This is a genomic window from Streptomyces sp. NPDC020489, from assembly GCF_044386545.1.
GTDB lineage: Bacteria > Actinomycetota > Actinomycetes > Streptomycetales > Streptomycetaceae > Streptomyces.
Map to the genome: position 1 here is coordinate 501,780 of NZ_JBIRUZ010000005.1, position 21,653 is coordinate 523,432.

Annotated in this window: 18 protein-coding genes and 1 pseudogene; 13 read left to right on the plus strand and 6 right to left on the minus strand. The window is 71.5% G+C overall.

All coding sequences use genetic code 11. The features are described from left to right. The first annotated feature begins 70 nt into the window (after window positions 1-70). From ACH41F_RS16235 to ACH41F_RS16255, 5 genes are all read left to right on the plus strand, one after another. Window positions 71-433, plus strand: a complete 363-nt coding sequence (locus ACH41F_RS16235) for a winged helix-turn-helix transcriptional regulator (RefSeq protein ID WP_391230817.1) — start codon at window positions 71-73, stop codon at window positions 431-433. 250 nt (window positions 434-683) lie between these two features. Next, the gene (locus tag ACH41F_RS16240) at window positions 684-1,367 is read left to right on the plus strand and encodes a nucleotidyltransferase family protein (RefSeq protein ID WP_391230816.1); all 684 of its coding nucleotides are present in this window, start codon (window positions 684-686) and stop codon (window positions 1,365-1,367) included. Continuing rightward, window positions 1,364-1,639, plus strand: coding sequence for a hypothetical protein (locus tag ACH41F_RS16245; RefSeq protein WP_391230815.1), 276 nt, complete (start codon window positions 1,364-1,366; stop codon window positions 1,637-1,639). The genes ACH41F_RS16240 and ACH41F_RS16245 overlap by 4 nt, the downstream gene beginning before the upstream one ends. Next, a complete protein-coding gene (locus ACH41F_RS16250; RefSeq protein WP_398836089.1) occupies window positions 1,636-2,376 on the plus strand; it encodes a metallophosphoesterase in 741 nt (246 codons plus the stop codon). Before ACH41F_RS16245 ends, ACH41F_RS16250 begins: the two co-directional genes overlap by 4 nt. 536 nt (window positions 2,377-2,912) lie before the next feature. Further along, window positions 2,913-3,287 (plus strand): VOC family protein, encoded by a 375-nt coding sequence (locus ACH41F_RS16255; protein WP_398836091.1) that lies wholly within the window; start codon window positions 2,913-2,915, stop codon window positions 3,285-3,287. Window positions 3,288-3,386: 99 nt separating this feature from the next. Here ACH41F_RS16255 and ACH41F_RS16260 read toward each other — a convergent pair whose 3' ends face one another. Both ACH41F_RS16260 and lexA read right to left on the minus strand, forming a co-directional pair. After that, window positions 3,387-4,304, minus strand: a complete 918-nt coding sequence (locus ACH41F_RS16260; RefSeq protein ID WP_398836093.1) for an aminoglycoside phosphotransferase family protein — start codon at window positions 4,302-4,304, stop codon at window positions 3,387-3,389. 91 nt (window positions 4,305-4,395) lie between these two features. After that, window positions 4,396-5,067, minus strand: a complete 672-nt coding sequence (gene lexA / locus ACH41F_RS16265; protein WP_391230810.1) for a transcriptional repressor LexA — start codon at window positions 5,065-5,067, stop codon at window positions 4,396-4,398. A 242-nt stretch (window positions 5,068-5,309) separates the two neighbouring features. Here lexA and ligA point away from each other — a divergent pair, with 242 nt between their 5' ends. From ligA to ACH41F_RS16285, 4 genes are all read left to right on the plus strand, one after another. Beyond that, window positions 5,310-7,397, plus strand: coding sequence for an NAD-dependent DNA ligase LigA (gene ligA, locus ACH41F_RS16270; protein ID WP_391230809.1), 2,088 nt, complete (start codon window positions 5,310-5,312; stop codon window positions 7,395-7,397). A gap of 577 nt (window positions 7,398-7,974) precedes the next feature. Next, window positions 7,975-9,648: a purine-cytosine permease family protein gene (locus tag ACH41F_RS16275; protein ID WP_391230808.1), complete on the plus strand. Its 1,674-nt coding sequence runs from the start codon at window positions 7,975-7,977 to the stop codon at window positions 9,646-9,648. Window positions 9,649-9,766: 118 nt separating this feature from the next. Further along, window positions 9,767-10,033: a hypothetical protein gene (locus tag ACH41F_RS16280; RefSeq protein ID WP_391230807.1), complete on the plus strand. Its 267-nt coding sequence runs from the start codon at window positions 9,767-9,769 to the stop codon at window positions 10,031-10,033. Between the two features lie 296 nt (window positions 10,034-10,329). After that, window positions 10,330-11,670 carry an acyltransferase family protein gene (locus tag ACH41F_RS16285; protein WP_398836097.1) on the plus strand — a complete coding sequence of 447 codons (1,341 nt, stop codon included), beginning with the start codon at window positions 10,330-10,332 and terminating at the stop codon, window positions 11,668-11,670. On the opposite strand, the gene ACH41F_RS16290 is transcribed toward ACH41F_RS16285, so the two are convergent. After that, on the minus strand, window positions 11,615-12,703 hold the full coding sequence (locus ACH41F_RS16290; RefSeq protein WP_398836100.1) for a GNAT family N-acetyltransferase: 1,089 nt from the start codon (window positions 12,701-12,703) through the stop codon (window positions 11,615-11,617). The genes ACH41F_RS16285 and ACH41F_RS16290 overlap by 56 nt on opposite strands. Window positions 12,704-13,011: 308 nt before the next feature. Between ACH41F_RS16290 and ACH41F_RS16295 the strand changes: the two genes are divergently transcribed. Further along, window positions 13,012-14,847, plus strand: a complete 1,836-nt coding sequence (locus ACH41F_RS16295; RefSeq protein ID WP_398836103.1) for a SpoIIE family protein phosphatase — start codon at window positions 13,012-13,014, stop codon at window positions 14,845-14,847. Between the two features lie 24 nt (window positions 14,848-14,871). Here the strand turns inward: ACH41F_RS16295 and denD are convergent. Then, window positions 14,872-15,886, minus strand: a pseudogene (gene denD, locus ACH41F_RS16300) (D-erythronate dehydrogenase). Between the two features lie 184 nt (window positions 15,887-16,070). Between denD and ACH41F_RS16305 the strand changes: the two are divergent. Then, the gene (locus ACH41F_RS16305) at window positions 16,071-17,057 is read left to right on the plus strand and encodes a threonine/serine dehydratase (RefSeq protein WP_398836106.1); all 987 of its coding nucleotides are present in this window, start codon (window positions 16,071-16,073) and stop codon (window positions 17,055-17,057) included. Here ACH41F_RS16305 and ACH41F_RS16310 read toward each other — a convergent pair. After that, window positions 17,018-18,205 carry a serine hydrolase gene (locus ACH41F_RS16310; protein WP_391230801.1) on the minus strand — a complete coding sequence of 396 codons (1,188 nt, stop codon included), beginning with the start codon at window positions 18,203-18,205 and terminating at the stop codon, window positions 17,018-17,020. The two genes, ACH41F_RS16305 and ACH41F_RS16310, sit on opposite strands and share 40 nt — an antisense overlap. Before the next feature lie 338 nt (window positions 18,206-18,543). On the opposite strand from ACH41F_RS16310, the gene ACH41F_RS16315 reads away from it, so the two are divergent. Beyond that, window positions 18,544-19,017: a hypothetical protein gene (locus ACH41F_RS16315; protein WP_398836109.1), complete on the plus strand. Its 474-nt coding sequence runs from the start codon at window positions 18,544-18,546 to the stop codon at window positions 19,015-19,017. A gap of 149 nt (window positions 19,018-19,166) precedes the next feature. On the opposite strand, the gene ACH41F_RS16320 is transcribed toward ACH41F_RS16315, so the two are convergent. Beyond that, the gene (locus ACH41F_RS16320) at window positions 19,167-20,372 is read right to left on the minus strand and encodes an MFS transporter (RefSeq protein ID WP_398836112.1); all 1,206 of its coding nucleotides are present in this window, start codon (window positions 20,370-20,372) and stop codon (window positions 19,167-19,169) included. A 387-nt stretch (window positions 20,373-20,759) separates the two neighbouring features. Here ACH41F_RS16320 and ACH41F_RS16325 point away from each other — a divergent pair, with 387 nt between their 5' ends. Beyond that, window positions 20,760-21,434, plus strand: coding sequence for a hypothetical protein (locus ACH41F_RS16325; RefSeq protein WP_391230798.1), 675 nt, complete (start codon window positions 20,760-20,762; stop codon window positions 21,432-21,434). Window positions 21,435-21,653 lie beyond the last annotated feature (219 nt).

Here is a 21,653-nt window from a genome sequence, read left to right on the forward strand (position 1 = left end):
AAGAGCACCGCTAATCTCGGAAGTACCCACTTTTTTCTGCGGTACTTACCTTTTAGTAAGGGGACCAGGGATGGCCAGGGCGCCGAGATGCGGGCCTTACATCTGCGGCATCGATGCCGCGCTCGACGTGGTGAGCGGCAAATGGAAGGGACTGATCCTGTGGGAGCTCGACACCCACGGGGTACGCCGCTTCGCCGAACTCCGCCGCGGCCTGCCGGGGGTGAGCGAGAAGATGCTGACCCAGCACCTGCGCGAGATGGAGGAGGACGGACTCGTCCACCGCAAGGTGTACGCCGAGGTGCCGCCACGCGTGGAGTACTCCCTCACCGAGCACGGGCACACCCTCAACCAGGCACTCGAACCGCTCGGCGCCTGGGGAGTGGAGCGCATTCGCCGCGACGGCTCCGACGTGGTCGCGGTCGCGGAGAGCTGAGAGCTGAGAGCTGCTGAGGGTCGGCGGCTGAGACGTTCGGGGGCCGGCGGGCGGGTGGCGCCCGCCTTCGCCCTCGCCCCGGCCTTCGCCCTGGCCCCGCCCCCGCCCTCACGTGATCGAACGACTGTCCGCCGGATGCGCCCCGGTGTGGACGCCGCCGACGCCGGGTACTCGGGGTTGACCGACACGGTCCTCGCGGGCGGCCCGCCGGCGGGGACCCCACACCTGGCTCGGACAGGAAGGGGCAACGATGACGCAGTACGCCGACGACGCACCCGGTCGGCAGGTCGATGCGGCCCAGTTGCCTCTGCCCTCGGGGGACACGGAGCTCACCCTCCGCAGCGATCCGCTGGCGGAGGAACTCCCCGTCGATCGCAACCAGGCGATCCTGGAGGCGGCGAAGCGGACCGGCGCGCTGCTGAAACAGACCGGGTTCCCGTTCGCCCTCGCCGGCAGCGTCGCGGTGTACGCCCACGGCGGCGCCCGGAATCTCCAGCACGACGTGGATTTCTGCATCCGGCCCGAGGACGCGGAGGCCGTCGCGGCGGCACTGCGCGAAAACGGACTGGCCGTCTACCGCCCGCCCGAGGACTGGCTGCTCAAGGCCAGCTGCCTAGGACAGCAGGTCGACCTCATCTTCGAGCTGGCGCACCAGCCGGTCACGACGGAGCTGCTGGGACGGGCCCAGGAGCTCTCGGTGGACTCCGTACACATGCCGGTGCTGTCGCCGACCGACCTCATGGGCAGCCTGATGGCCGCCTTCTCGGAGCACCACTGCGACTTCGGCGCTGTCCTGCCGATCGCCCGCGTCCTGCGGGAGAAGATCGACTGGGACGAGGTGCGCGGTGCCTGCGCGGGCGCGGCGATGCCCGAGGCCTTCCTCTACTTCCTGGAGCGGCTGGACGTCATCCAACCGCAGGAGGACCAGCGATGAACGACCCCTCCGAAGCCCCCGGCACTCCGGAGAACGCCGAGTACCGGGTAGCCCATCTGAGCGACCGGCTGGCCGCCGGGGAACTCGGTGAGCTGGGCGTACGCCTGGAGCTGCGGGGACAGACCGTGGTGATCACCGGTACGGTCTCCTCCGCCGAGTGCCGCGACACCCTGCTGCGCACCGCCCGGCAAGAACTGTCCGGACTGGCCGTGCACAGCGATGTCGTGGTCGCCGAGAACACCACGCCCGACCATGCCGAGGAGCTGCCGTGATCCGTGTAGCGGCCGTGGGTGACATCCACATGGGCCCCGACAGCCAGGGGATGCTGCGACCCGCCTTCGACACCCTCCCCGAGTGCGCCGACCTGCTCCTGCTCGCCGGCGACCTGACCCGGCACGGCACGCCCGACGAGGCTCGTGTCGTCGCCCGGGAGGTCCAGGGACTCGGCGTACCGGTCGTCGCGGTGCTCGGCAACCACGACCATCACGACGACCAGCCCGACAAGGTCACCGACATCCTCCGGGACGCCGAGGTGACCGTCCTCGAGGGCGAGGCGGCCGTTCTGGACTGTGGCGGCAAGCGCATCGGCGTCGCCGGTACGAAGGGGTTCGGCGGTGGGTTCGTGGGTCGCAGTGCGGGTGAGTTCGGCGAGCCGCTGATGAAGGAGTTCGTCCGCTACACCCGGCGTTGCTCCGACAGTCTGCGCGGTGCTCTGGAGAGCCTGCGCGAGGACACCTGCGACGCCCGGATCGCGCTGACCCACTTCTCCCCCGTCGCCGACACCCTCGCCGGGGAGCCCCGGGAGATCTACCCGTTCCTCGGCAGCTACCTGCTCGCGGAGGCGATCGACACGGCGGGCGCGGATCTCGCCGTGCACGGCCACGCCCACATGGGCACCGAGCACGGCATGACCGCCTGTGGCGTACGGGTGCGCAACGTGGCCCAGCCCGTCATCCGTCGCGCGTTCAACGTCTACCAGCTGCACACCGCCGACGAACGAACCGACTGACCCGAGGCGCCGCCCCCACGGCATCAGCCGCCGTGGCTCACCGGCGCCAGAGCGGCGAATCCGCCGACCAGCAGCATCACGACGACGAACCACGTCCGCCGAAACCCGCGCAGTCCCCTCATCCCCGGCCCCTTCCCATCGGCCCCGGCACCGGACAGCGTGCCGACTCGACCAACGTAACGCCTGAGGGGCCGTACGACCCCGGGCCGGCATCCGCGCGACTTCGGCACCGGCGGACCCTCGCGCGCCCCAACCGCGCCCCGAGGCATCGGACTTCGGGGCGCGCCGAACAGCGACTTCGGTCGCGACCCAACAGCGCCTGAACCGAACGCTGTTGTGGCGATCGCGGCGATCAAGTAACGTCGCCTGCGTGAACACCGGACCGGCGCTACGCCACGCACGGATTGGCCACCCGGTGGTGGACTGATCGCACAGCGGGTGCGTACCAGGCACCCCCTCGGTTCGGCACGCGGACCTCCCGGCACTCGCGCACCGCGAGTCCGTCCACCGTGTCGAACAACCAAGAGGTCAGCTGCATGACAGTCACGTTCAACCACACCATCATCGCTTCCAAGGACCGCGACGAGTCGGCTCGGTTCTTCCGCGAACTGCTGGAACTCCCCGAAGCACCGTCGTGGGGCCCGTTCGTCAACATCCAGCTCGACGACGGCGTACTGCTGCAGTTCGCCGAGCCGCCGGTGGAGATCCAGATGCAGCACTACGCGTTCCTCGTCGACGACGAGCTGTTCGCCCGTGCGTACCAGCGCCTGTGTGATCGCGACATCGAGCACTGGGCCGATCCGCAGATGCGGCGCTCCGGCGAGACCAACACCGAACACGGCGGTCGCGGGGTGTACTTCAAGGATCCTTCCGGCCACGCGATCGAGCTGATCACCCGTCCCTATCTCTGATCGGGGACTGTGCCTGGTCGGTCGCCACGCGAAGCGCGGGGTCCGACCAGGCCCTTCAGGCTGCCGGGGAGACGGAGGGGGCGGTGTCGGCTCCGATGATCACCGGCCGACCGAGGAGGCCAGGCGTCGCAGTGAGGCGTGTGCCGGCGGCCCCCAGCTGGACTTTCCGCCTGGGCGGCCGTGGTCGCCGGCGTCCGCGATGTGGATGCACGCGAGCGCTTTGAGCACCGCCCATCCACGGGCGCGGCGCAGCGTCGCGGCGTCCGGGCTCGGCTCGTAGCTCTCGTGGAAGCGGTCGAGGGCACCGTCGGGCAGCAGGATCCAGGCGGCGGCGAGGTCGAGCGCGGGATCGCCCGCGAAGAGGTCGCCGAAGTCGATCACCCCGGAGAAAGTGCCGTCCGCGGTAAGGACGTTGGCCGGATGAAGGTCGCCGTGGAGCCACAGGGCCGGACCTGACCACTCGGGCGCGGCAGCGGCGTCCTCCCAGACCGCTCGTACGGCGTCCGGTTCGCGAATCAGCCCCAGCTCGACGGCCGAGCCGAGGCCATGGTCGAGGTGTGCTGCCGTACCGGACAACGGTCCTCCGCGATCCCGTCCCGCGGGTGCCCCGTCGGGCGCCGGGCGGTGAAGTGCCGCGAGGAAGGCGGCCAGGGTCACGGCCGCTTCCGCGCCACGTGTCGCGGGGGCACGGTCGGCGGGCTCACCCGGCACCCACGTGGTCACGAGCCAGGGCCGCGGAAACCGCTCCGAGGGCTCACCGAGGCGTTGCGGGACGGGAATGGGCAGGGGCAGGCGTGGGGCCAGCACGGGCGCCCACGTGTGCTCTTTGCGCAGCAGTTCGTCCGCGGACCCCGTCGCCCACGGGAGCCGGACGGCGAGGTCGTCGCCGAGCCGCCACACCTGGTTGTCCCAGCCGAGCGCACCCAGCTTCAGAGGGAGGTCCGCCAGGTCGGGGTGCTGCTCGCGCAGGAGTTCCCGGACCAGGTCCTCGGTGATGTCCGTCTCGGTGGTGGTCATGGACGGCAACGGTAGTCCGGTGGCACCTGTCCGTGCTGCGAAGCCGAGTCTCAACGGCCCATCGGATGGCCGAAGTTGCCTGGCCGGCCGGTCACAGGAGCCTCAGGACTCCTACGACCTTGCCGAGGATCTGCGCCTGGTCGCCGCGGATCGGCCGGTAGGCGGGGTTGCGGGGCATCAGCCACACCTCGCCGTCCTGCCGGCGCAGCATCTTCACGGTGGCCTCGTCGTCCAGGAGCGCGGCGACCATGTCGCCGTGGTCGGCGCTGTCCTGGCGCCGCACGGTGACGATGTCGCCGTCGCAGATCGCCGCGTCGATCATGCTGTCGCCGGTCACGGTCAGGGCGAACAGGTCACCGTCGCCGACGACTTGGCGCGGCAGGGAGTAGACGTCCTCGACGATCTCCTCGGCGAGCAGGGGCGTACCGGCGGCGATCCGGCCGACGAGGGGTACGTCGACCAGCACCTCGCTGCGGTCCCCCAGGTCGGGCGCCCAGGACGGCCTTACGCGGTAGGCGCGAGGGGTGTGCGGGTCGCGATAGAGGACGCCCTTGCGTTCGAGGGTCATCAGATGGTGAGCCACCGAGGACGTGCTGGCGAGGTTCACCGCCTGGCCGATCTCCCGCATCGAGGGCGGATAGCCCTGTCGGTCGACCGCCTCCATGATGCACCGCACGATAGCCGCCTGACGCCTGGTCAGCTGCCCTTCGGCGGCCCGGGAGCCGGGAGGGCGGCCCCGGCGTGCGGGTGTGTCGTTCTCCATCTCCGGAGCACCTCCGTTCAAGATCCGCAGAACACGACCCTAACCCGTCACCCCTGACAAATGGAACAGTTCTTCGAAATGCGGAAGCGGTCAGGGCCGGACCCCTGTGAGGGGTCTTGCCCTTCGGCCGGGCCTCGCGACCCGCCAGGGTTCCCCCACTCCTGACGTCCGACCGGGGCGTCCGGCACGGCGGACCGACCGGCGACGGGGCATTGTCAGTGGTGGCAGGCAGGATGTGGGACATGACGACACCAGCTGCACAGATCGTGGACGCCGCCGCCTACGCGCAGGCCGTCGAGCACGCGGTGAAGGCCGCGGCCGCCTATTACGCCGGCGGGTCCTCACCGCTGGACGACGACAGCTACGACCGGCTGGTGCGCGCCATCACGCAGTGGGAGGACGAACACCCCGAGGAGGTGCTGCCCGACTCGCCGACCGGAAAGGTCGCCGGTGGCGCCGTGCAGGGCGACGTCCCGCACACGGTGGCGATGCTGAGCCTGGACAACGTGTTCTCGCCGGAGGAGTTCACCACGTGGACGGCCTCGCTGGCCCGCAGGATCGGCCACGACGTGGAGCGGTTCAGCGTCGAGCCCAAGCTGGACGGTCTCGCGATCGCCGCCCGCTACACCCGCGGCCGACTGAGACAGCTGATCACCCGGGGCGACGGGACGGCCGGGGAGGACGTCTCGCACGCGATCGGCACCATCGAGGGGCTGCCGGACCAGCTGTCCGAGCCGGTCACCGTCGAGGTGCGCGGTGAAGTCCTCATGACCACGGCCCAGTTCGAGCACGGCAACGACGTGCGCACCTCGCACGGCGGTCAGCCGTTCGCGAATCCCCGGGGCGCCGCCGCCGGCACCCTGCGCGCCAGGGAGCGGGCGTACACGGTGCCGATGACGTTCTTCGGCTACGGCCTGCTCCCCCTCCCCGACACCGACGCCGAGCTCGCCGCCCGGCTCGGCGAGCTCGCACACAGCGACCTGATGGTCCAGGCCGCCGCGTACGGCATCAACACCACCGCCGGCACGGCCGTGCCCGGCATCACCGCCGACACCGTCGAGCGGGTCCTGGAGCGGGTGCGGGAGATCGCCGCGCTGCGGGCCGAGCTGCCGTTCGGGATCGACGGCATCGTCATCAAGGCCGACCTCGCCGCCGACCAGCGCACCGCGGGATCCGGGACACGCGCGCCACGCTGGGCCATCGCCTACAAGCTGCCGGCCGTGGAGAAGATCACCCGGCTGCTGGAGGTGGAGTGGAACGTCGGGCGGACCGGCATCATCGCTCCCCGCGGCGTGCTGGAGCCGGTGGAGATCGACGGCGCCACCATCACCTACGCCACGCTGCACAACCCGGCCGACATCACCCGCCGCGACCTGCGCCTGGGCGACCACGTGATGGTGCACCGGGCCGGCGACGTCATTCCCCGCATCGAGGCCCCCGTCGCGCACCTGCGGACCGGGGAGGAGCAGCCCATCGTCTTCCCCGAGGCCTGTCCGCGCTGCGGCTCCGCCATCGACACCAGCGAGCAGCGCTGGCGGTGCGAGAGCGGCCGCAACTGCCACCTGGTGGCAGCCCTGTCCTACGCGGCCGGCCGTGACCAGCTCGACGTCGAGGGGCTCGGGCACACCCGCGTGGTCCAGCTCGTCGACGCCGGGCTGGTCGCCGACCTCGCCGATCTGTTCGCCCTCACCCGTGAACAGCTCCTGGCTCTGGAGCGGATGGGCGAGACGTCCACCGACAACCTCCTCGCCGCACTGGCCGCGGCCAAGCGCCAGCCGCTGTCCCGGGTGCTGTGCGCACTGGGGGTGCGCGGCACCGGCCGGTCCATGTCCCGCCGGATCGCCCGCCACTTCGCCACCATGGACCACGTCCGGGCCGCCGACGCCGAGGCGATGCAGCAGGTCGAGGGCATCGGCACCGAGAAGGCCCCCTCCATCGTGGCCGAACTCGCCGAACTCGCCCCCCTGATCGACAAGCTCGCCGCGGCCGGGGTGAACATGACCGAGCCCGGCGCCACCCCGCCCTCCCCCGCGGCCGAGGAGACCGGCGCCGACGCGGAGAGCCCACAGGCGGCGGCCGGGCCCCTGGCGGGGATGACGGTGGTCGTGACCGGGGCGATGACCGGTGCGCTGGAGAAGCTCAGCCGTAACCAGATGAACGAACTCATCGAACGGGCGGGTGGGCGCTCCTCCTCCAGCGTCTCCAAGAAGACCACCCTCGTTGTCGCCGGAGAGGGCGCCGGGTCCAAGCGGGCCAAGGCCGAGTCCCTCGGGGTCCGGCTCGCCGGTCCCGACGAGTTCGCCGCTCTCGTCGCCGACTTCCTCACCTGACCGACGCCCGGGCGGAGTGCCGCACATCACTGCGGCACGCGGACGGGGTCCGGAACAACCCGGACAGGTTGACCGTTCAACTCCATGTGGCCGCGGAGGGGACAGTGTCCCCGGGCCTCACCCCTGGCCCATGGGGACGATCGTTCGGCTGAAGCCCCATGGAGCCCTTCGCCGCGAGGCGACCGCCCTCCGCGTGTCACCGCGTCACGGCCCCGGCTGGTTCCCCCCGTCCAGCCGGGTCCGTGCGTCGCCGCTGGACAACGAGCGGGGCCCGCCTCGCACCAGGTGCGGGACGGGCCCCGTGAGTCGAGCGCCGGGCAGGCCTTGCACCTGCATCTCCCCACAGGAAGTGGGGCGTCTTTCCTTGGACCACCAACGCATCACCAGTCGACCGGAGTTGCGGCGACCAGCTCAAGATCCAGCATAGCCCACGGATGAGAGCCTTCCGAAACACTTCCTTCATGCAGGAAGTATTTAGGGGTAACCCCTCCTGCCTAACGTCCCTCGCCATGGACATGAGGCCGTATACGACCCGCCGCGCGAGGCGCCTCCCCACCCCGCGGCAAGGAGGCGTGGCATGAGCGCTGAGCCACAACTGGCAGACGTCACCGAGCCACAGTCGCCGGGCCCCACGCGGAAGGCGGCGCCGGGCACCGACCAGGCGGTGAAGGAGACGCTGGAGGACTACACCCTCCGCTTCGCCCCGCGCAGTTACCGCCGCTGGACCCCCATGGTCGTGGCCACCACCGCCCTCGGCGGCATCGCCTACATGGCCGACTTCTCCATCGGCGCCGGCATCGGCCTCGCCCACGGCACCGGCAACGCGCTCGTGGCGATCGCCGTCGCCGCCGTGGTCATCTTCGTCACCGGCTTCCCGCTCGCCTACTACGGCGCCCGCTACAACATCGACCTGGACCTGATCACCCGCGGCTCCGGCTTCGGCTACTACGGCTCGGTCCTCACCAGCGTCATCTTCGCCAGCTTCACCTTCATCTTCTTCGCCCTCGAAGGCTCGATCATGGCCCAGGGCCTCAAACTGGGCCTCGGACTGCCGCTCTGGCTCGGCTACCTGGTGTCGACCCTGATGGTGATCCCGCTGGTGATCTACGGCATGACGGCGCTCAGCAAGCTCCAGGTGTGGACCACCCCGATCTGGCTGATCCTCATGGTCGCCCCGCTGGTCTACCTCATCACCACCGACCCCGGCACCGTCGACCGCTTCCTCTCCTACGCCGGAACCGACGGCGAGGGCGGGGTGAACACCGCCTCCGTGCTGCTCGGCGCGGGCGTGTGCCTGTCCCTGATCGCACAGATCGGCGAGCAGATCGACTACCTGCGCTTCATGCCGCCCAAGACCGAGGCGAACAAGCGCAGTTGGTGGACCGCGGTGATCATGGCCGGCCCCGGCTGGGTCGTCCTGGGCGCCCTCAAGCAGGCCATCGGCGTCTTCCTCGCCGTCTACATCCTCGCCAAGGTCGGCCCCGACGTGGCCCCCGAGCCGATCCAGCAGTTCAAGGGCGCCTTCGACGCGATGATGCCGTCCTGGATGGTGCTCCCGCTCGCCGTGGCGCTGGTCGTCATCAGCCAGATCAAGATCAACGTGACGAACGCCTACTCCGGCTCGCTCGCCTGGACCAACTCCTTCACCCGCGTCACCAAGCGCTACCCGGGCCGTATGGTCTTCGTCCTGGTCAACCTGGGCTTCGCACTCGCGCTGATGGAGGCCGACATGTTCAGCTTCCTCAACAGCATCCTGGGCTTCTACTCCAACTGCGCGATCGCCTGGGTCGTCACCGTCGCCACCGACATCGGCGTCAACAAGTACCTGCTCAAACTCTCCCCGCACGCACCGGAGTTCCGCCGCGGCATGCTCTACGCCGTCAACCCCGTCGGGGTGGTCTCCTTCCTCGCCGCCTCCGGGCTGTCCATCGCCCTGTACTTCCACGCGCTGGGCGACACCCTCCAGCCGTACTCGCCGGTCGCCGCCGCGGTGATCGCCTTCGTCCTCACCCCGGTCATGGCGATCGCCACCAAGGGCAGGTACTACCTGCGCCGCACCGACGACGGCATCGCCGAACCGATGCTCGACGGCGAGGGCAACCCGAGCGGTGTCACCCTCGACTGCCACGTGTGCCACCAGCCGTACGAGCGTCCCGACCTGGCCGCCTGCCAGACCCATGACGCGGTGGTGTGCTCCCTGTGCCTGAGCACGGACAAGGTCGGTGACCACGTACTTCCCGCGCTCTCGTAACGTCGAAGCCGAAGGGCTCCTCCAAGTCCCGTTCCTGGAGGAGCCCTTCGCCGCGCCCCCATGGGCCCGGCCGAAATTCCCGGCAGACTGCTGGCCGGGTCCCTAAACTGCCGCCTCGATGAAGAAGCGTGTGCAGTTCACCGAGCAGGTGGCGCGGTTCCGTGACTACATGCCGGCCGACGACCGGCAGAAGTTCCTGCGACTCGTCGACAGGATCGCGGCCGACCCCGAAGGCCCCGACAGCCACCTCGCCTACCTCGACGACAGCGTGACCCGCTCCGCCTGGGAGGACGGCGTCATGGTCATGTACGTCGTGACGTCGTTCTTCGTCGTCTTCATCGAGACCGACATCTACGACGCGTCGCGCGGCTTCAACGTGGTGTAGCCCAGGCCCGGGCACACGAACACCGCCGACCTTACGGGACGGATGAGGTTTCCTCCGTTGGAGGGCGCAGGCCGCAGCCGCGTGGTCGGCGATGCGGATCCCGCTGCCCACATGTGCGCGTCTCGGCCCCAACTCCACGCCGACCGTGGCGTGTTGAGCAGCGCGATCGGAGCACGCCGGGTTACGCCCCCTGTCCCGGGTGCCCGCGGGGCGAGCAGGTGTGCGGCTCGCCGAGGAGCCCGCCCGCGTGCCGAGCCGTACTCCGTGATTCAAACAGGTGGCTGCCAGGAAGGCATGTGACCGTGCTTTACGGACAGGTGCATCAAGTCACCCTGGAATCAGCGGGCAGGTGGGAAGCGATCTCCTTCATGGTCAACGCACCGGACTCGACGGCCCTGGAAGCAACGAGGACAGAGGCGGCGGTCGGCGTCCGGAGATCCAAGGCCCCGGCGGCAGGCGCACGCCGGGGCTTTCCTTCGGCCACCCTGCACAGCGGCCGGGTCGGCCAACTGGACGGTCTGCGGACCCTCGCGGTCGCGCTGGTCCTCGTCTACCACGTCGACCACACGCTGGTCCCCGGCGGCTCGGTGGCCGTGGACGTCTTCTTCACCATCAGCGGCTTCGTGATCACCCGCCTGCTCCTCGCCGAGTACACACGCCACGACACCATCGCCCTGCTGCCCTTCTACCGGCGCCGCTGGCTGCGACTCGTGCCCGCGCTGCTGGCGCTGTGCGCGGTCTGCCTGGTGCTGGCGGCGACGACCTCGCTGTGGGCCTTCGACGGCTCGTGGCAGGCGGTGGGCCTCGCGGCGACGTTCGTGACCAACGTCGTACGGGCCGTGGAGTCCGGGCCGTACTCCGGGGGACCCCTCGCTCACACCTGGTCCCTGGGTGTGGAGGAGCAGTTCTATCTGCTGTGGCCGCTGCTCCTGTTGCTCTTCCTGCGCCGGCTGCGGGCCCGCACGGTCCTGCTGTGCACGGCGGCCCTGTGCGTCCTGCCCTTCCTGTGGCGCTGCGCCCTGTGGGCCCCGGACGCGACCCACCGCATCTACAACGGCACCGACACCCGCGCCGACCAACTGCTGGCCGGTGCCCTGGTCGCCGTGGTGCTGGCGCGGCTGCGCGCGGACGATCCTCGGCTGGCCCTGCTGCGCACCTGGTCCGGCCGGCTCGCCGGCCCCGCCCTCGCGCTGCTGGCACTGGTGGCCTGGCGGGTCCCGGTGACCGGGGACCTCGGCGCCTGGACCGTGCTGTGGTACACGGTCGGGTTCCTCGGCGTGGCGGTGGTGTCCGCCACGCTCGTCGCGGGGCTGGAGCTACGGCCGGAGGGCCGGCTGTCCCGCCTGCTCGCGTTCCCGCCGCTCGCCTGGACGGGACGCCACCTCAGCTACGGCATCTACCTGTGGCACTACCCGGTCGTACGACTGCTGGCCTCCCTCGGTGTGAAGGACGAGCTGCTGTCGGCCACCGTGGTGCTGACCGTGGTGATGGCTCTCCTGTCGTACTACATCATCGAGGCGCCGTTCCTGCGCCGGGCCCGCGGACACCGGCCCGTGCTCGGCCGAGAGGTCCGAGGAGAGGTCAGCGCGCCCGTGCCGCACCGAACGTCCGCAGGGTCCGGGCCGCCGCCGCCTTGAGCGCGGGCCGCTCGCGGACGAACCCCTGGACGGCCCGCACCGGTTCGCGACGGAGCCAGTGCAGGACGGCGCCCGGTCCCGCCGCGCGCACGGCGCCTTCGTGGACCAGGAGGTCCCCGGTCTTGAAGGAGTCCTTGTACGCGGCCTGCCCCCTGCCGAAGTCGAAGACGCGGATCCCGGTGGCGGCAGCCGCCTCGATCATGCGGAGGTAGAGCACGCGTCCGGGCGAGAAGACGGCGAAGGCCCGGTCGTAGGAGGGGAACCAGCAGGAGAAGACCGTACGGGAACGAAGACCGAAGTGGGCGGCCACGGGGCTGCCGGAGGCGTAGAGCACCGACAGGATGCCGGAGCAGTGCGGGGACCTGGAGCCGGCCAGGTCGTGTACGAGCCGGGCGATCCAGGGCTGGGCGAAGGGGTCGCGGCGGCCTGTGCGCCGGTAGTGGGCGGACTTCCAGGCGATGAGGGTGCGCAGGGCCGCGGGGTCCCGCTCGTCGTGGACGTAGCGCAGGGGGCCGAGGTCGCGGTGCATGCGCCGTTCCTGTGCGCGCGCCGCCTTGAGGAACTTGCGCGAGTGCGCCCGCAGATGCTCCTCGTAGCGTTCGAAGCCGCCGGTGAGGTCGATGACGGGTGAGGCGAACCGACCCGTCGCGTAGGGCAGGAACAGCTCCTGGCCGCCGTCCTCCAGGTGGTTGAACTCCCAGGCAGTGAGGGAGCAGGCGCGCATCAGGTGCTGGAGGTCCAGGTCGAGGTCGGGGCTCAGCACGGCGCCCTGGCTGTCGGAGACTCCGAGGCCGACCGCGTAGCCGTGGCCCCATCTCCCCTTCTGGTGGGGGAAGTAGCCGACCGTCTCTCCCTGGCGGCGCAGGACGGCGACCCGGGTGTCGGACCGCACTCGTCCGACCGCGCGGGTGAACTCCGCGCTCATGAAGGGGTTGGGAGCATCCGTGCCCCGGGCCCGCAACTCGTTCCACAGGTCGACGTCGTCGGCGCCGAGTGCGTCCGGGTGTACGACGTCGATACGCGGTGGGTTCATACGTGCTCCGGGTCCGGCGTCATGACCCACCTATCGTGCGGCAAGGCGAACCCCGGAAACGGGCGAACAGGAAGATCCGCGCATTAGAACGTTCACCCGAGTGGCCCCGGCCTGACGACAGCGGTCACATCCGGTCGGCGTCCTGGGCGGTGCCACGGCGGCAGAATGAGACCTAGGTCACAGCCACGGCGTACGAGATGCGCTGTAATGCTGGTCAAGTAGGACTAAACGGACCCCGGTGATCGGAAGGCGCAGGGGTGGCCACGGTGTGACCGGGCCGGCCATGTCAGGAGCGGGGGACCCACCGGATGAACGCCCTCGACCCTTTCCCGACCGCGCCCCCCGATCCGTTCCTGACGTCGGCGGCGCTGAGGGCGCTGTCGGAGGCGGTCCGCGACGCGGCGGGCCGCGCTCCGCAGGCGGACCGTGTGGTGGACGAGCTGCGACTCGGGCGACGGTTACTGGACGAGACACCCGCGGGCATCGGGATCCTGGACCAGCGGCTGCGTTACCTGTACGTCAACGACGCGCTGGCGAAGGCCAACGGCCTGCCGGTCGAGGAGCACCTCGGCCGGCCCATGCCGGAGGTGATCCCCGGCTCCGGCCCGTCGGCGGAGGTGGCCCGCGAGGTGCTCCGCACCGGCCGACCGCAGGTGGTCGTGTTCGACGGCCGCCCACCGGCCGACCCCGTCGACGTACCGCGGTACTGGCTCGGCGCCTTCCAGCGGCTGGACGCCGACGACGGCGAGGTCCTCGGCGTCGCCGCCATCGTGATGGAGGTGACCGACGGCATCCGGCAGAACGAGACGCTGCGCCGCGCCCAGGACCGCCTCGAGCTGCTGGCCGAGACCGCGACCCGGGTCGGCGGCACCCTCGACGCGGCACAGGCCTGCCGGGCCCTGACCGACCTCCTCGTGCCCCGCTTCGCCGACTACGCCGCCGTCGACGTCGTCGACCCCGAGGGCACCCCCAGGGCGCCTGCCACCCCCGCCCCCGTGTGGCTGCGGCGCATGGCCGTGACCGCCGCTCCCAGTACCCACGGCCCCCTGCCGGCCCCCGTGACCAGGGGCGGGGAGGTGATCTTCCATCAGGCCAGTTCGTCGATGGCCCGGGTCCTCACCGAGCACGAGCCCGTCGTACTCAATCGGCCCGACGACGACGCCGTCCGCCTCATGGCTCCCACCCGGCAGCGCCTGGAGCGCTACCGGGCGATGGGCCTGCACTCCGTCGCCTATCTCCCGCTGATGCACGCGGGCGAGCCGATCGGGGCCGTGATCGTCGGCCGCCGGGGCGACTCCCCCGAGTTCGCCCCCGCCGACGTCGAGGTCCTCGCACAGGTCACCGCGCGGGCCGCGACGGGCATCGGCCACGCGCTGCGCTACACCCACGAGCACGAGACCACCCTGGAGATGCAGCGCGCCTTCCTCGCCACCCCGCAACGGACCGGACCCGGTGTGGAGATCGCCAGCCGCTATCTGCCGGCCGGGCGCGGGGCCGAGGTCGGGGGCGACTGGTTCGACACCGTCACCCTGCCCGGCGGGCGCACCCTGCTCGTCGTCGGCGACGTCATGGGGCACGGAGTGCGTGCGGCGGCCGCCATGAGCGAGTACCGGTCCCTGATCCGCACCCTGGCCCTTCAGGGCCTCGCCCCCGACCGGCTCCTCGCCGAGGCGGACCGTACGGCCCACGCGCTCGACCTGGACCGGGTCGCCACCTGCGTACTGGCCCTCCTGGACCCCGGGGCCGGTCACGCCGTCCTGGCCACGGCCGGACACGTCCCGCCCCTGCTGGCCCGCCCCGACAGCGTCCCCGAACTCGCCGACCTCCCCGTCGGCCCTCCCCTGGGAACGGGGACCGGCGGGTACGGCAGCCGGTGCCTGCCCATGCCGCAGGGCTCGCTGCTGCTCCTCTACACCGACGGGCTGGTCGAACGGCGCGGCCGGGACATCGACGCCGGGCTGACCGCACTGGCCGCCACACCCGTCACCCCGGGGCATCCTTTGCCGCACGTCCTCGACCTCGTGCTGGGCGGGCTGGCCCCGGTCGGCTCCGAGGACGACGTCACCCTCCTGGCGGCCCGGCTGGGGCACGGCCCGGCATCGCACGCGACCGCCGCGGACCTCGGCAACAGGCCTCCGCCATGAGCAGCGGCCGGTGAGGGCGCCGGCTCAGGGACGCGGCGGCCGCGACACCGCCTCGGGGTGCGCGGCGAGGTAGTCCCGTACGACCGCTTCGAAGCCCGGGTCGGGCAGCAGGCCCAGCTCCGCGGCGCGGCGGTTGTCGACATGCGCGGGCCAGGAGCCGACCAGGGCCGTCACCGCCGGGTCGGGTGCGACGGTCACGAGGTCGGCGACCGCGGCACCGGCCACCTGCCGCAGGGTGGCGAGCATGTCGGCGACGGAGACGGTCAGACCGGGCACGTTGACCGGCAGCGCCGCCTCCGCGCCTCCCGTGCTGCCGCGCTCGGTCTCCGCGATCCGCAGCACGGACCGGATCGTGGTGCGCGGTGAGGCCAGCGCCACCCGCAGATCGAGGGCGACGGGGCAGACGGTGGGCCGGCCGGCGAGCGGCTCACGGATGATCCCGGAGACGAAACCGGAGGCGGCCGCGTTCGGTCTGCCCGGCCGTACCGCGACGGTCATCAACCGCGCCACACGCCCCTCGACGAACCCGCGGCGGGTCATGTCCGCGATGAGGTGCTCGCACATCAACTTCTGTGTGCCGTAGCTCGACCGGGGGACCGCCAGGGTCGCCTCGCTGACCGGCGACCCAGGTTCGGACCCCGCCGGCGGGCCGTACACGGCGAGGCTGCTGGTGAACAGCACCCGCGCCACCGAGCCGCCCCGCGCCGCCTGTACCCGCGCCGCCTCCAGCAGCGCGCGTGGCATCCACGTTGGCCCGCATCCCGAGGTCGAAGTCGGCCTCGCACTCGGCGGACACCGCCGCCGCGAGATGGAACACCACGTCCACCGGCTCCGCGAACACCTCAGCGAGGTGCTCGACGAGGTCGCCTGTGACCGTGCGCACGACCGGGTCCGTTCCGCCCGGCTGGTCGGGCAGGTCCACCCGATCGACCAGCACCAGCCCGGTGACCGGGGTCCCGGCGAAGCTCCGCGTCCGGAGCAGTTCCCTCACCAGCAGACGGCCCAGGAACCCGGACGCGCCCGTCACGACGACCCTCATCCGCCCCATCCCCTCACCGACCGGCCCGTGTCTCACACGATGTCGCACCGGACCGCGTTCCGACACCACGCGTCGGGATGGGACAGGCTGCCGTGCGAACGCCCGGACCGTGGTGGTCGGAGGTGGAGGTCGTAGTCATGGCTGCGGTGCGGGCGGTCTGCGCCTGTCGCTAGGCTGGCGCGCCGTGCAGCAGACGCGCCTTGACACCGCTCGGATCCGGGCCGCTCGTCGGGTGATCGACCCGGTGTTCCTCAACACGCCTCTGTACCGCTGCGAGGCGCTGGAGCCGCTGCTCGGGTGCGCGGTGAGTGTGAAGCTCGAGACGGCGAACCCGGTGCGCAGTTTCAAGGGGCGGGGCACCGAGCTCGTCGCGAGTGCGCTGGCCGGCCGTGGGGAGCGGGCCGTGGTGTGTGCGAGCGCGGGCAACCTCGGTCAGGCCCTCGCCTGGTCGGGGAGAGGCCGGGGGCTCGCGGTGACCGTCGTGGCGTCCCGCTTCGCGACCGCCGCCAAGCTCGATCGGATCCGCGCGCTGGGCGCCCGGTTGGAACTGGTCGACGGCGACCACGAGTTGGCCCGCGACCGGGCGGCGGCCATCGCGCGGTCCGACGGCATCCGGCTCGTGGAGGACAGCCTGGACGTCGAGACCTGCGAGGGCGCGGCGACGATCGGGCTGGAACTGGTCGAACCGCCGTACGGCGCGGCCCCGTTCGACACCGTGCTCGTCGCCCTCGGCGGTGGCGCCCTGGCCACGGGCGTGGGTCACGTCGTCAAGGCCCTCGCACCCGGGGTCGAGGTGATCTGCGTCCAGCCGCTCGGCGCACCGGCGTTGACCCTGTCGTGGCGTCAACGGGGCGTCGTCACCACCGAGTCGGCCGAGACGATCGCCGACGGTGTCGCCGGTCGGCGCCCCATCCCGGCTGTGCTGGACGACCTCCTCCTGGTCGCCGATGACGCCGTCCTGGTCCGGGAGGAGTCGATCGTCACCGGGATGCGGATGCTCCTCGACCACGCGGGGCTCGTCGTCGAACCGTCGGCCGCGCTCGGCGTCGCGGCGATCCTCGAGGACCGCGCCCGCTTCGCCGGTCGGCACGTGGTGACCGTGGTGTGCGGGAGCAACGTGGACGTGGACGCCTACCGCGGCTGGATCGGGGCGGGCGCCGCGCCCTCGTAGGGTCGACCGCTCGCCGTGCTCCGCCAGAAGTCCCGCATCAGCGGTGTGGGGGTCGGGCTCTCCATCGCGACCTGGGTCAGGAGGATCGCGACCGTTCCCGTGGACGGCACGAGGTGCGCTGTCGTGCCTGTGCCGCCCACCCAGCCGTAACGGCCCGGGATGTTCCAGGGTTCCGTCGAGGTGATGTCGACCTGGCCGCCGTATCCCCACCCCTGGCCCTCCAGGAAGAGGGTGGCGTTCGCGCGCTGGGCGGGCGTGAGGTGGTCGGTGGTCATACGGCGGACCGAGTCGGGGCCGAGCAGGCGGTGGCCGGCCGCCTCGCCACCGTTCAGCAGCATGCGGGCGAAGGCCAGCCAGTCGTCGGCGGTGGAGACCAGGCCCCCGCCACCGGAGTGGAAGCGCGGGAGGCTGCTCCACTGTCCGTCGGGGGCGTCCACGAGGTGCGGGGTGCCGTCGGGGGACGGGGCGTAGGCCGAGGTGAAGCGGTGCCGCTTCGGCTCGGGGACCTCGAAGGCCGTGTCCTTCATGCCGAGCGGCTCGAAGACCCGTTCCGCGAGGAATTCGGGGAGCGTACGGCCCGACGCCCGGGCGATGAGGATGCCCTGGAGGTCGGAGCAGGTTCCGTACAGCCAGGCCTCCCCCGGCTGGCACACCATCGGTGCCCGTGCGAGCAGGCGCAGCCAGGTGTCGGCATCCGGCCAGTCCCGCAGCGCTCGGCCGTCCTTCTGCACGGCGAACAGGGACTGCACCGCGGGGAGTGAGAAGTCGTCCGGGAAGCCCCAGCCCGCGCGGGAACTGAGCAGGTCCTCGACGGTGATCGAGCGGGCGGCCGGGACGAGGTCGTCGATCGGGGCGTCAGGGGTACGGACCACGCTGGGCTTCGCCAGCTCCGGCAGCCACGTCTCCACGGGCGCGTCCAAGGTCAGCCGTCCCTCCTCCACCAGCATCAGGACGGCCGCCGCCGTGATCGGCTTGGTGAGGGAGGCGATCCGGAACAGCGAGTCCCTCTCCATCGGGGCGGGGCCGTCGGCGTCCATCGAACCGGCCGTCACCACCTCCACGTCTGCGCCGCGGGCCACCAGGGCCACGGCGCCCGGAACGCTTCCGTCGTCGACGTACCGGTGAAGGGTGTCGCGCAGGGTGTTCATGGGGGTCTGGCCTTCCCGTCGAGTGAGGTCGTGGGCTACGACTCACGGGGCGGCGGAAAGTCATCGGATGCGATGCGGGCCGTGCGGGGGTGCAGGCTGTCGCCGGGCGACCATCTCCTGCGACCGGGCGGCGTTCGGCAGCGTGGCCGCCGGGTCGGCAGCGCCCCCTTCGGGCAGCGCGCGGCAGCCTGGCCGCCGGGACGGGCAGCGCGCCCGCTTCCGCGGTGCCCGTGAGCCGTGGTCGACCGACCGCTGCTCCGTTCGAGTGGTGCGTTCGGGGCCTCGGTCGTAGCGTCGGAAGCGGGACATACGCCCACGAGCGGCAGCGGGGGCCGGCCATGCAGACACGGGCATTCACCACGACCGTCACGCTCTTCGCGGTCGCCGCGCTCGCCACGGCGGCAGGCACCGCGCCCGCGGCCCGGTCGGAACCGGAACCGGTACGGGCCGCGCAGAGCGCGCAGCAGCGCGTCGGTCTGCCGGTTCTCGTCGACTGTCTGGGGCACGCCCAGGTGCGGCCGTCCGACTTCCTGCTCGCCTGCGGCGACGGCAACAGTCGTCTGGCCTCGCTGCACTGGTCCCGCTGGGGTACGGGTGCGGCGCGGGCCGAGGGTGTGAACTGGGTCAACGACTGCAAGCCGTACTGCGCGGTCGGGCGCTTCCACGCGTATCGCGTGAGCGTGAAGCTCGACCGTCCGCAGCCCTGGGAGACGCGGCCGCAAGTCTCGCACTACTCCCGGATCACGCTCGTGTACGCGGACGACCGACCGGAGCGGGTCCCGCGGGTCGTGTCGTATCCGCTGTCGGACTGAGGGCCACCTCGGACTGGGGCCCGCCGGGGCTGGGTTCAGCTGGGGCTGGGCCGGCTGGGGCCCGCTGGGGCTGGGAGCGCCTGTTTCCGTACGGTCGCGCGGGAAGAGCCGTGACGTGTCGGTGTCGCGGCCCGCGTCCCCGTATCCAGCTAGCGGCCGACGGTGACCTGCTCGGTCTGCTTGCTTGAGGACGTGATCACCTCGGAGCGCCGTCCGCCGCGGTCCAGGGCACCGCCCATGAACGCCAGCCCCAGCCCGGCCGCGCCCAGCGCCGCACCGACCAGGGCGGGCGAGGCCCAGCCCCAGCCCGCCGAGATGGCGAGACCACCGAGCCAGGCGCCGCCGGCGTTGGCCAGGTTGAAGGCGGAGTGGTTGGAGGCGGCCGCCATGGTCGGGGCGTCCTTCGCCTTGGCCATGAGCAGGATCTGGACAGGCGTGGTGATCAGGGCGCCCAGCGCGCCGATGAAGGTGATCGTCACGAGGGCCGGCACGGTGCTGTGCACGGTGAAGTAGAACACCACCAGCGCCACGGACAGCAGCGCGAGCCCCGCGTACAGCGTGGGGCGCAGCGCGCGGTCCGTGAGCGGGCCCGCGAGCAGCGTGCCGAGCGTCATGCCGACGCCGTAGAGCGCGAGGACCAGGGTGGTCGAGGAGTCGGACAGGCCCGTCAGATTCGTCAGCATGGGCACGAGGTAGCTGTAGACGGCGAAGAACCCGCCGAAGCCCACGACCGCGGTGGCCAGGCCGATCATCACCTGCTTGTTGCCCATCGCCCGCAGCTCGTGCCGGACGCCGGACTGCTCGCCACGGGGCTGGTGGGGGACGAAGACGGCCAGCGCGGCGAGCGCGATGACGCCGATGACGGCCACCGCGACATAGGCGGACCGCCAGCCCAGCTGCTGTCCGAGGGCCGTACCGGCCGGGACGCCGACGATGTTGGCGATGGTCAGGCCGAGGAACATTTTCGACACCGCGCGTGCGGCCCGGTCCTGGGCCACCAGGCGGGAGGCGACGACCGCGCCCACGCCGAACAGGGCTCCGTGGGGCAGGCCTGCCAGGAAGCGTGCGGCGAAGAGCAGCCCGAAGGTGGGGGCGAGCGCGGACGCGACGTTGCCGATGACGAACAGCCCCGACAGGAGCAGCAACAAGCGCTTGTGCGGCATGCGCGCGCCGATGCCGGTCAGCACGGGGGCACCGACGACGACGCCGAGGGCGTAGGCGGAGACGATGTTGCCTGCCTGCGGCACGGACACTCCGATGCCGTCGGCGATCTGGGGCAGCAGGCCCATCGTGGCGAACTCGGTGGTGCCGATGCCGAAAGCGACAACAGCCAGGGCCAGGAGAGCCAGTGGCATGGCGCAGGAGAACCTTTCAGAGGCAGCGTGCGAGAAGCAGTCGAGGGGCGCGTGGGCGCGGGGTGGTGGCCGGCCGCGGTGGCGCGGCTTCTCTGGCCCGTCACGCCTGGCATCGTTGCCCGGCGCCCCCTGGGCATGGTGAGCCCGTAAGAAGTCCAGCAGCGGAACGGAACCGAACATTCCAAGATCCCGGTCCGCTCTTCATGATCCATGTCACACCGATCAGCGGCCGGGCGCACTGAGCGGTCGCCCTCGGCTCTTCGCGCCGCCCCGTGCCTCCGTGCGCCCGGCGCTCGGGGCGGTTCCGGGTCCGCCGATCGAGCATCCGTTCGCTTTGTTGGGTATCCCTCCCTGCATCGGCGGCAGCAGACGCAGGGGGCTGACACGGTGGCACGCCCGTTATGGACGTCCGATCCGGCTGAGGAACAGCGTCACGCGAAACGGGACACGGTACGCCGACTGCGTGCCCAAGGGCTTTACGGGCCCCGGTTCCGGGACGTCCTGCCCGCGTTCGTGGGTCTGGCGGTGGTGGTGTGCGCGGTCGTGGCCGCCCTTGTCGTGGGTTCGCGGGCGGCCGGGGCGGTCGTCCCGGTCACCGGTCTCCTCCTGCTGACGCTCGTCCTGGTGCTCGTGATCAGACGGCGTCGCCCGGACGCGCGGCGCCGTCGCGGCCGCTACACCCCGCAGGAACTGTCCGAGCTGGACACCCAGGGTCTGGCCCTGGCGGTGGCGCGGATGCTGCGCCGCGACCGGTGGAAGGTACGGCTGCTGCCCGCACCCGACCGGCCGCGTCTGTGTGCCCGGCACCCGGACGGCCGCCGGCTCGACGTGGCCTTCCGGCCGGTGGCCGAGCCGTTGCCCGACGAGAACCTGCCCCACCCGGACACCCATGGGGAGGACCCGGAGTCGCTTCTCCACCTGGTCGTGCACCGGGGCGTGTTCCGGCCCAGGGACGTTCGGTGGGCCCAACGAGACGGCAGGACCTATCTGCTGGACAACGCGCGGTTACTTCGCTGGGCGGAGGGTGTGCCCCTGGACGAGCTGATCGCGTGGGAAGTGTGACGGGGGTGGGACTCGGCGGGAGGCGGGGGGCGGGGCCCTGGGGCGAGGCGGGGTGCGGACGGCGGGGCGCGGAAGAGGGGACGCCGAAGGCGGAGTCAAAGGCGGAGTGCGGATCGGTGATCGACGCCCTGTTGCTGGGCAGGTCGGAAGGGTCCGTGGCACCCGACGGTGCCCGTGTTACCTATCAGGGTGCTGTGAATTTCCGAGCCGGTTGAACAG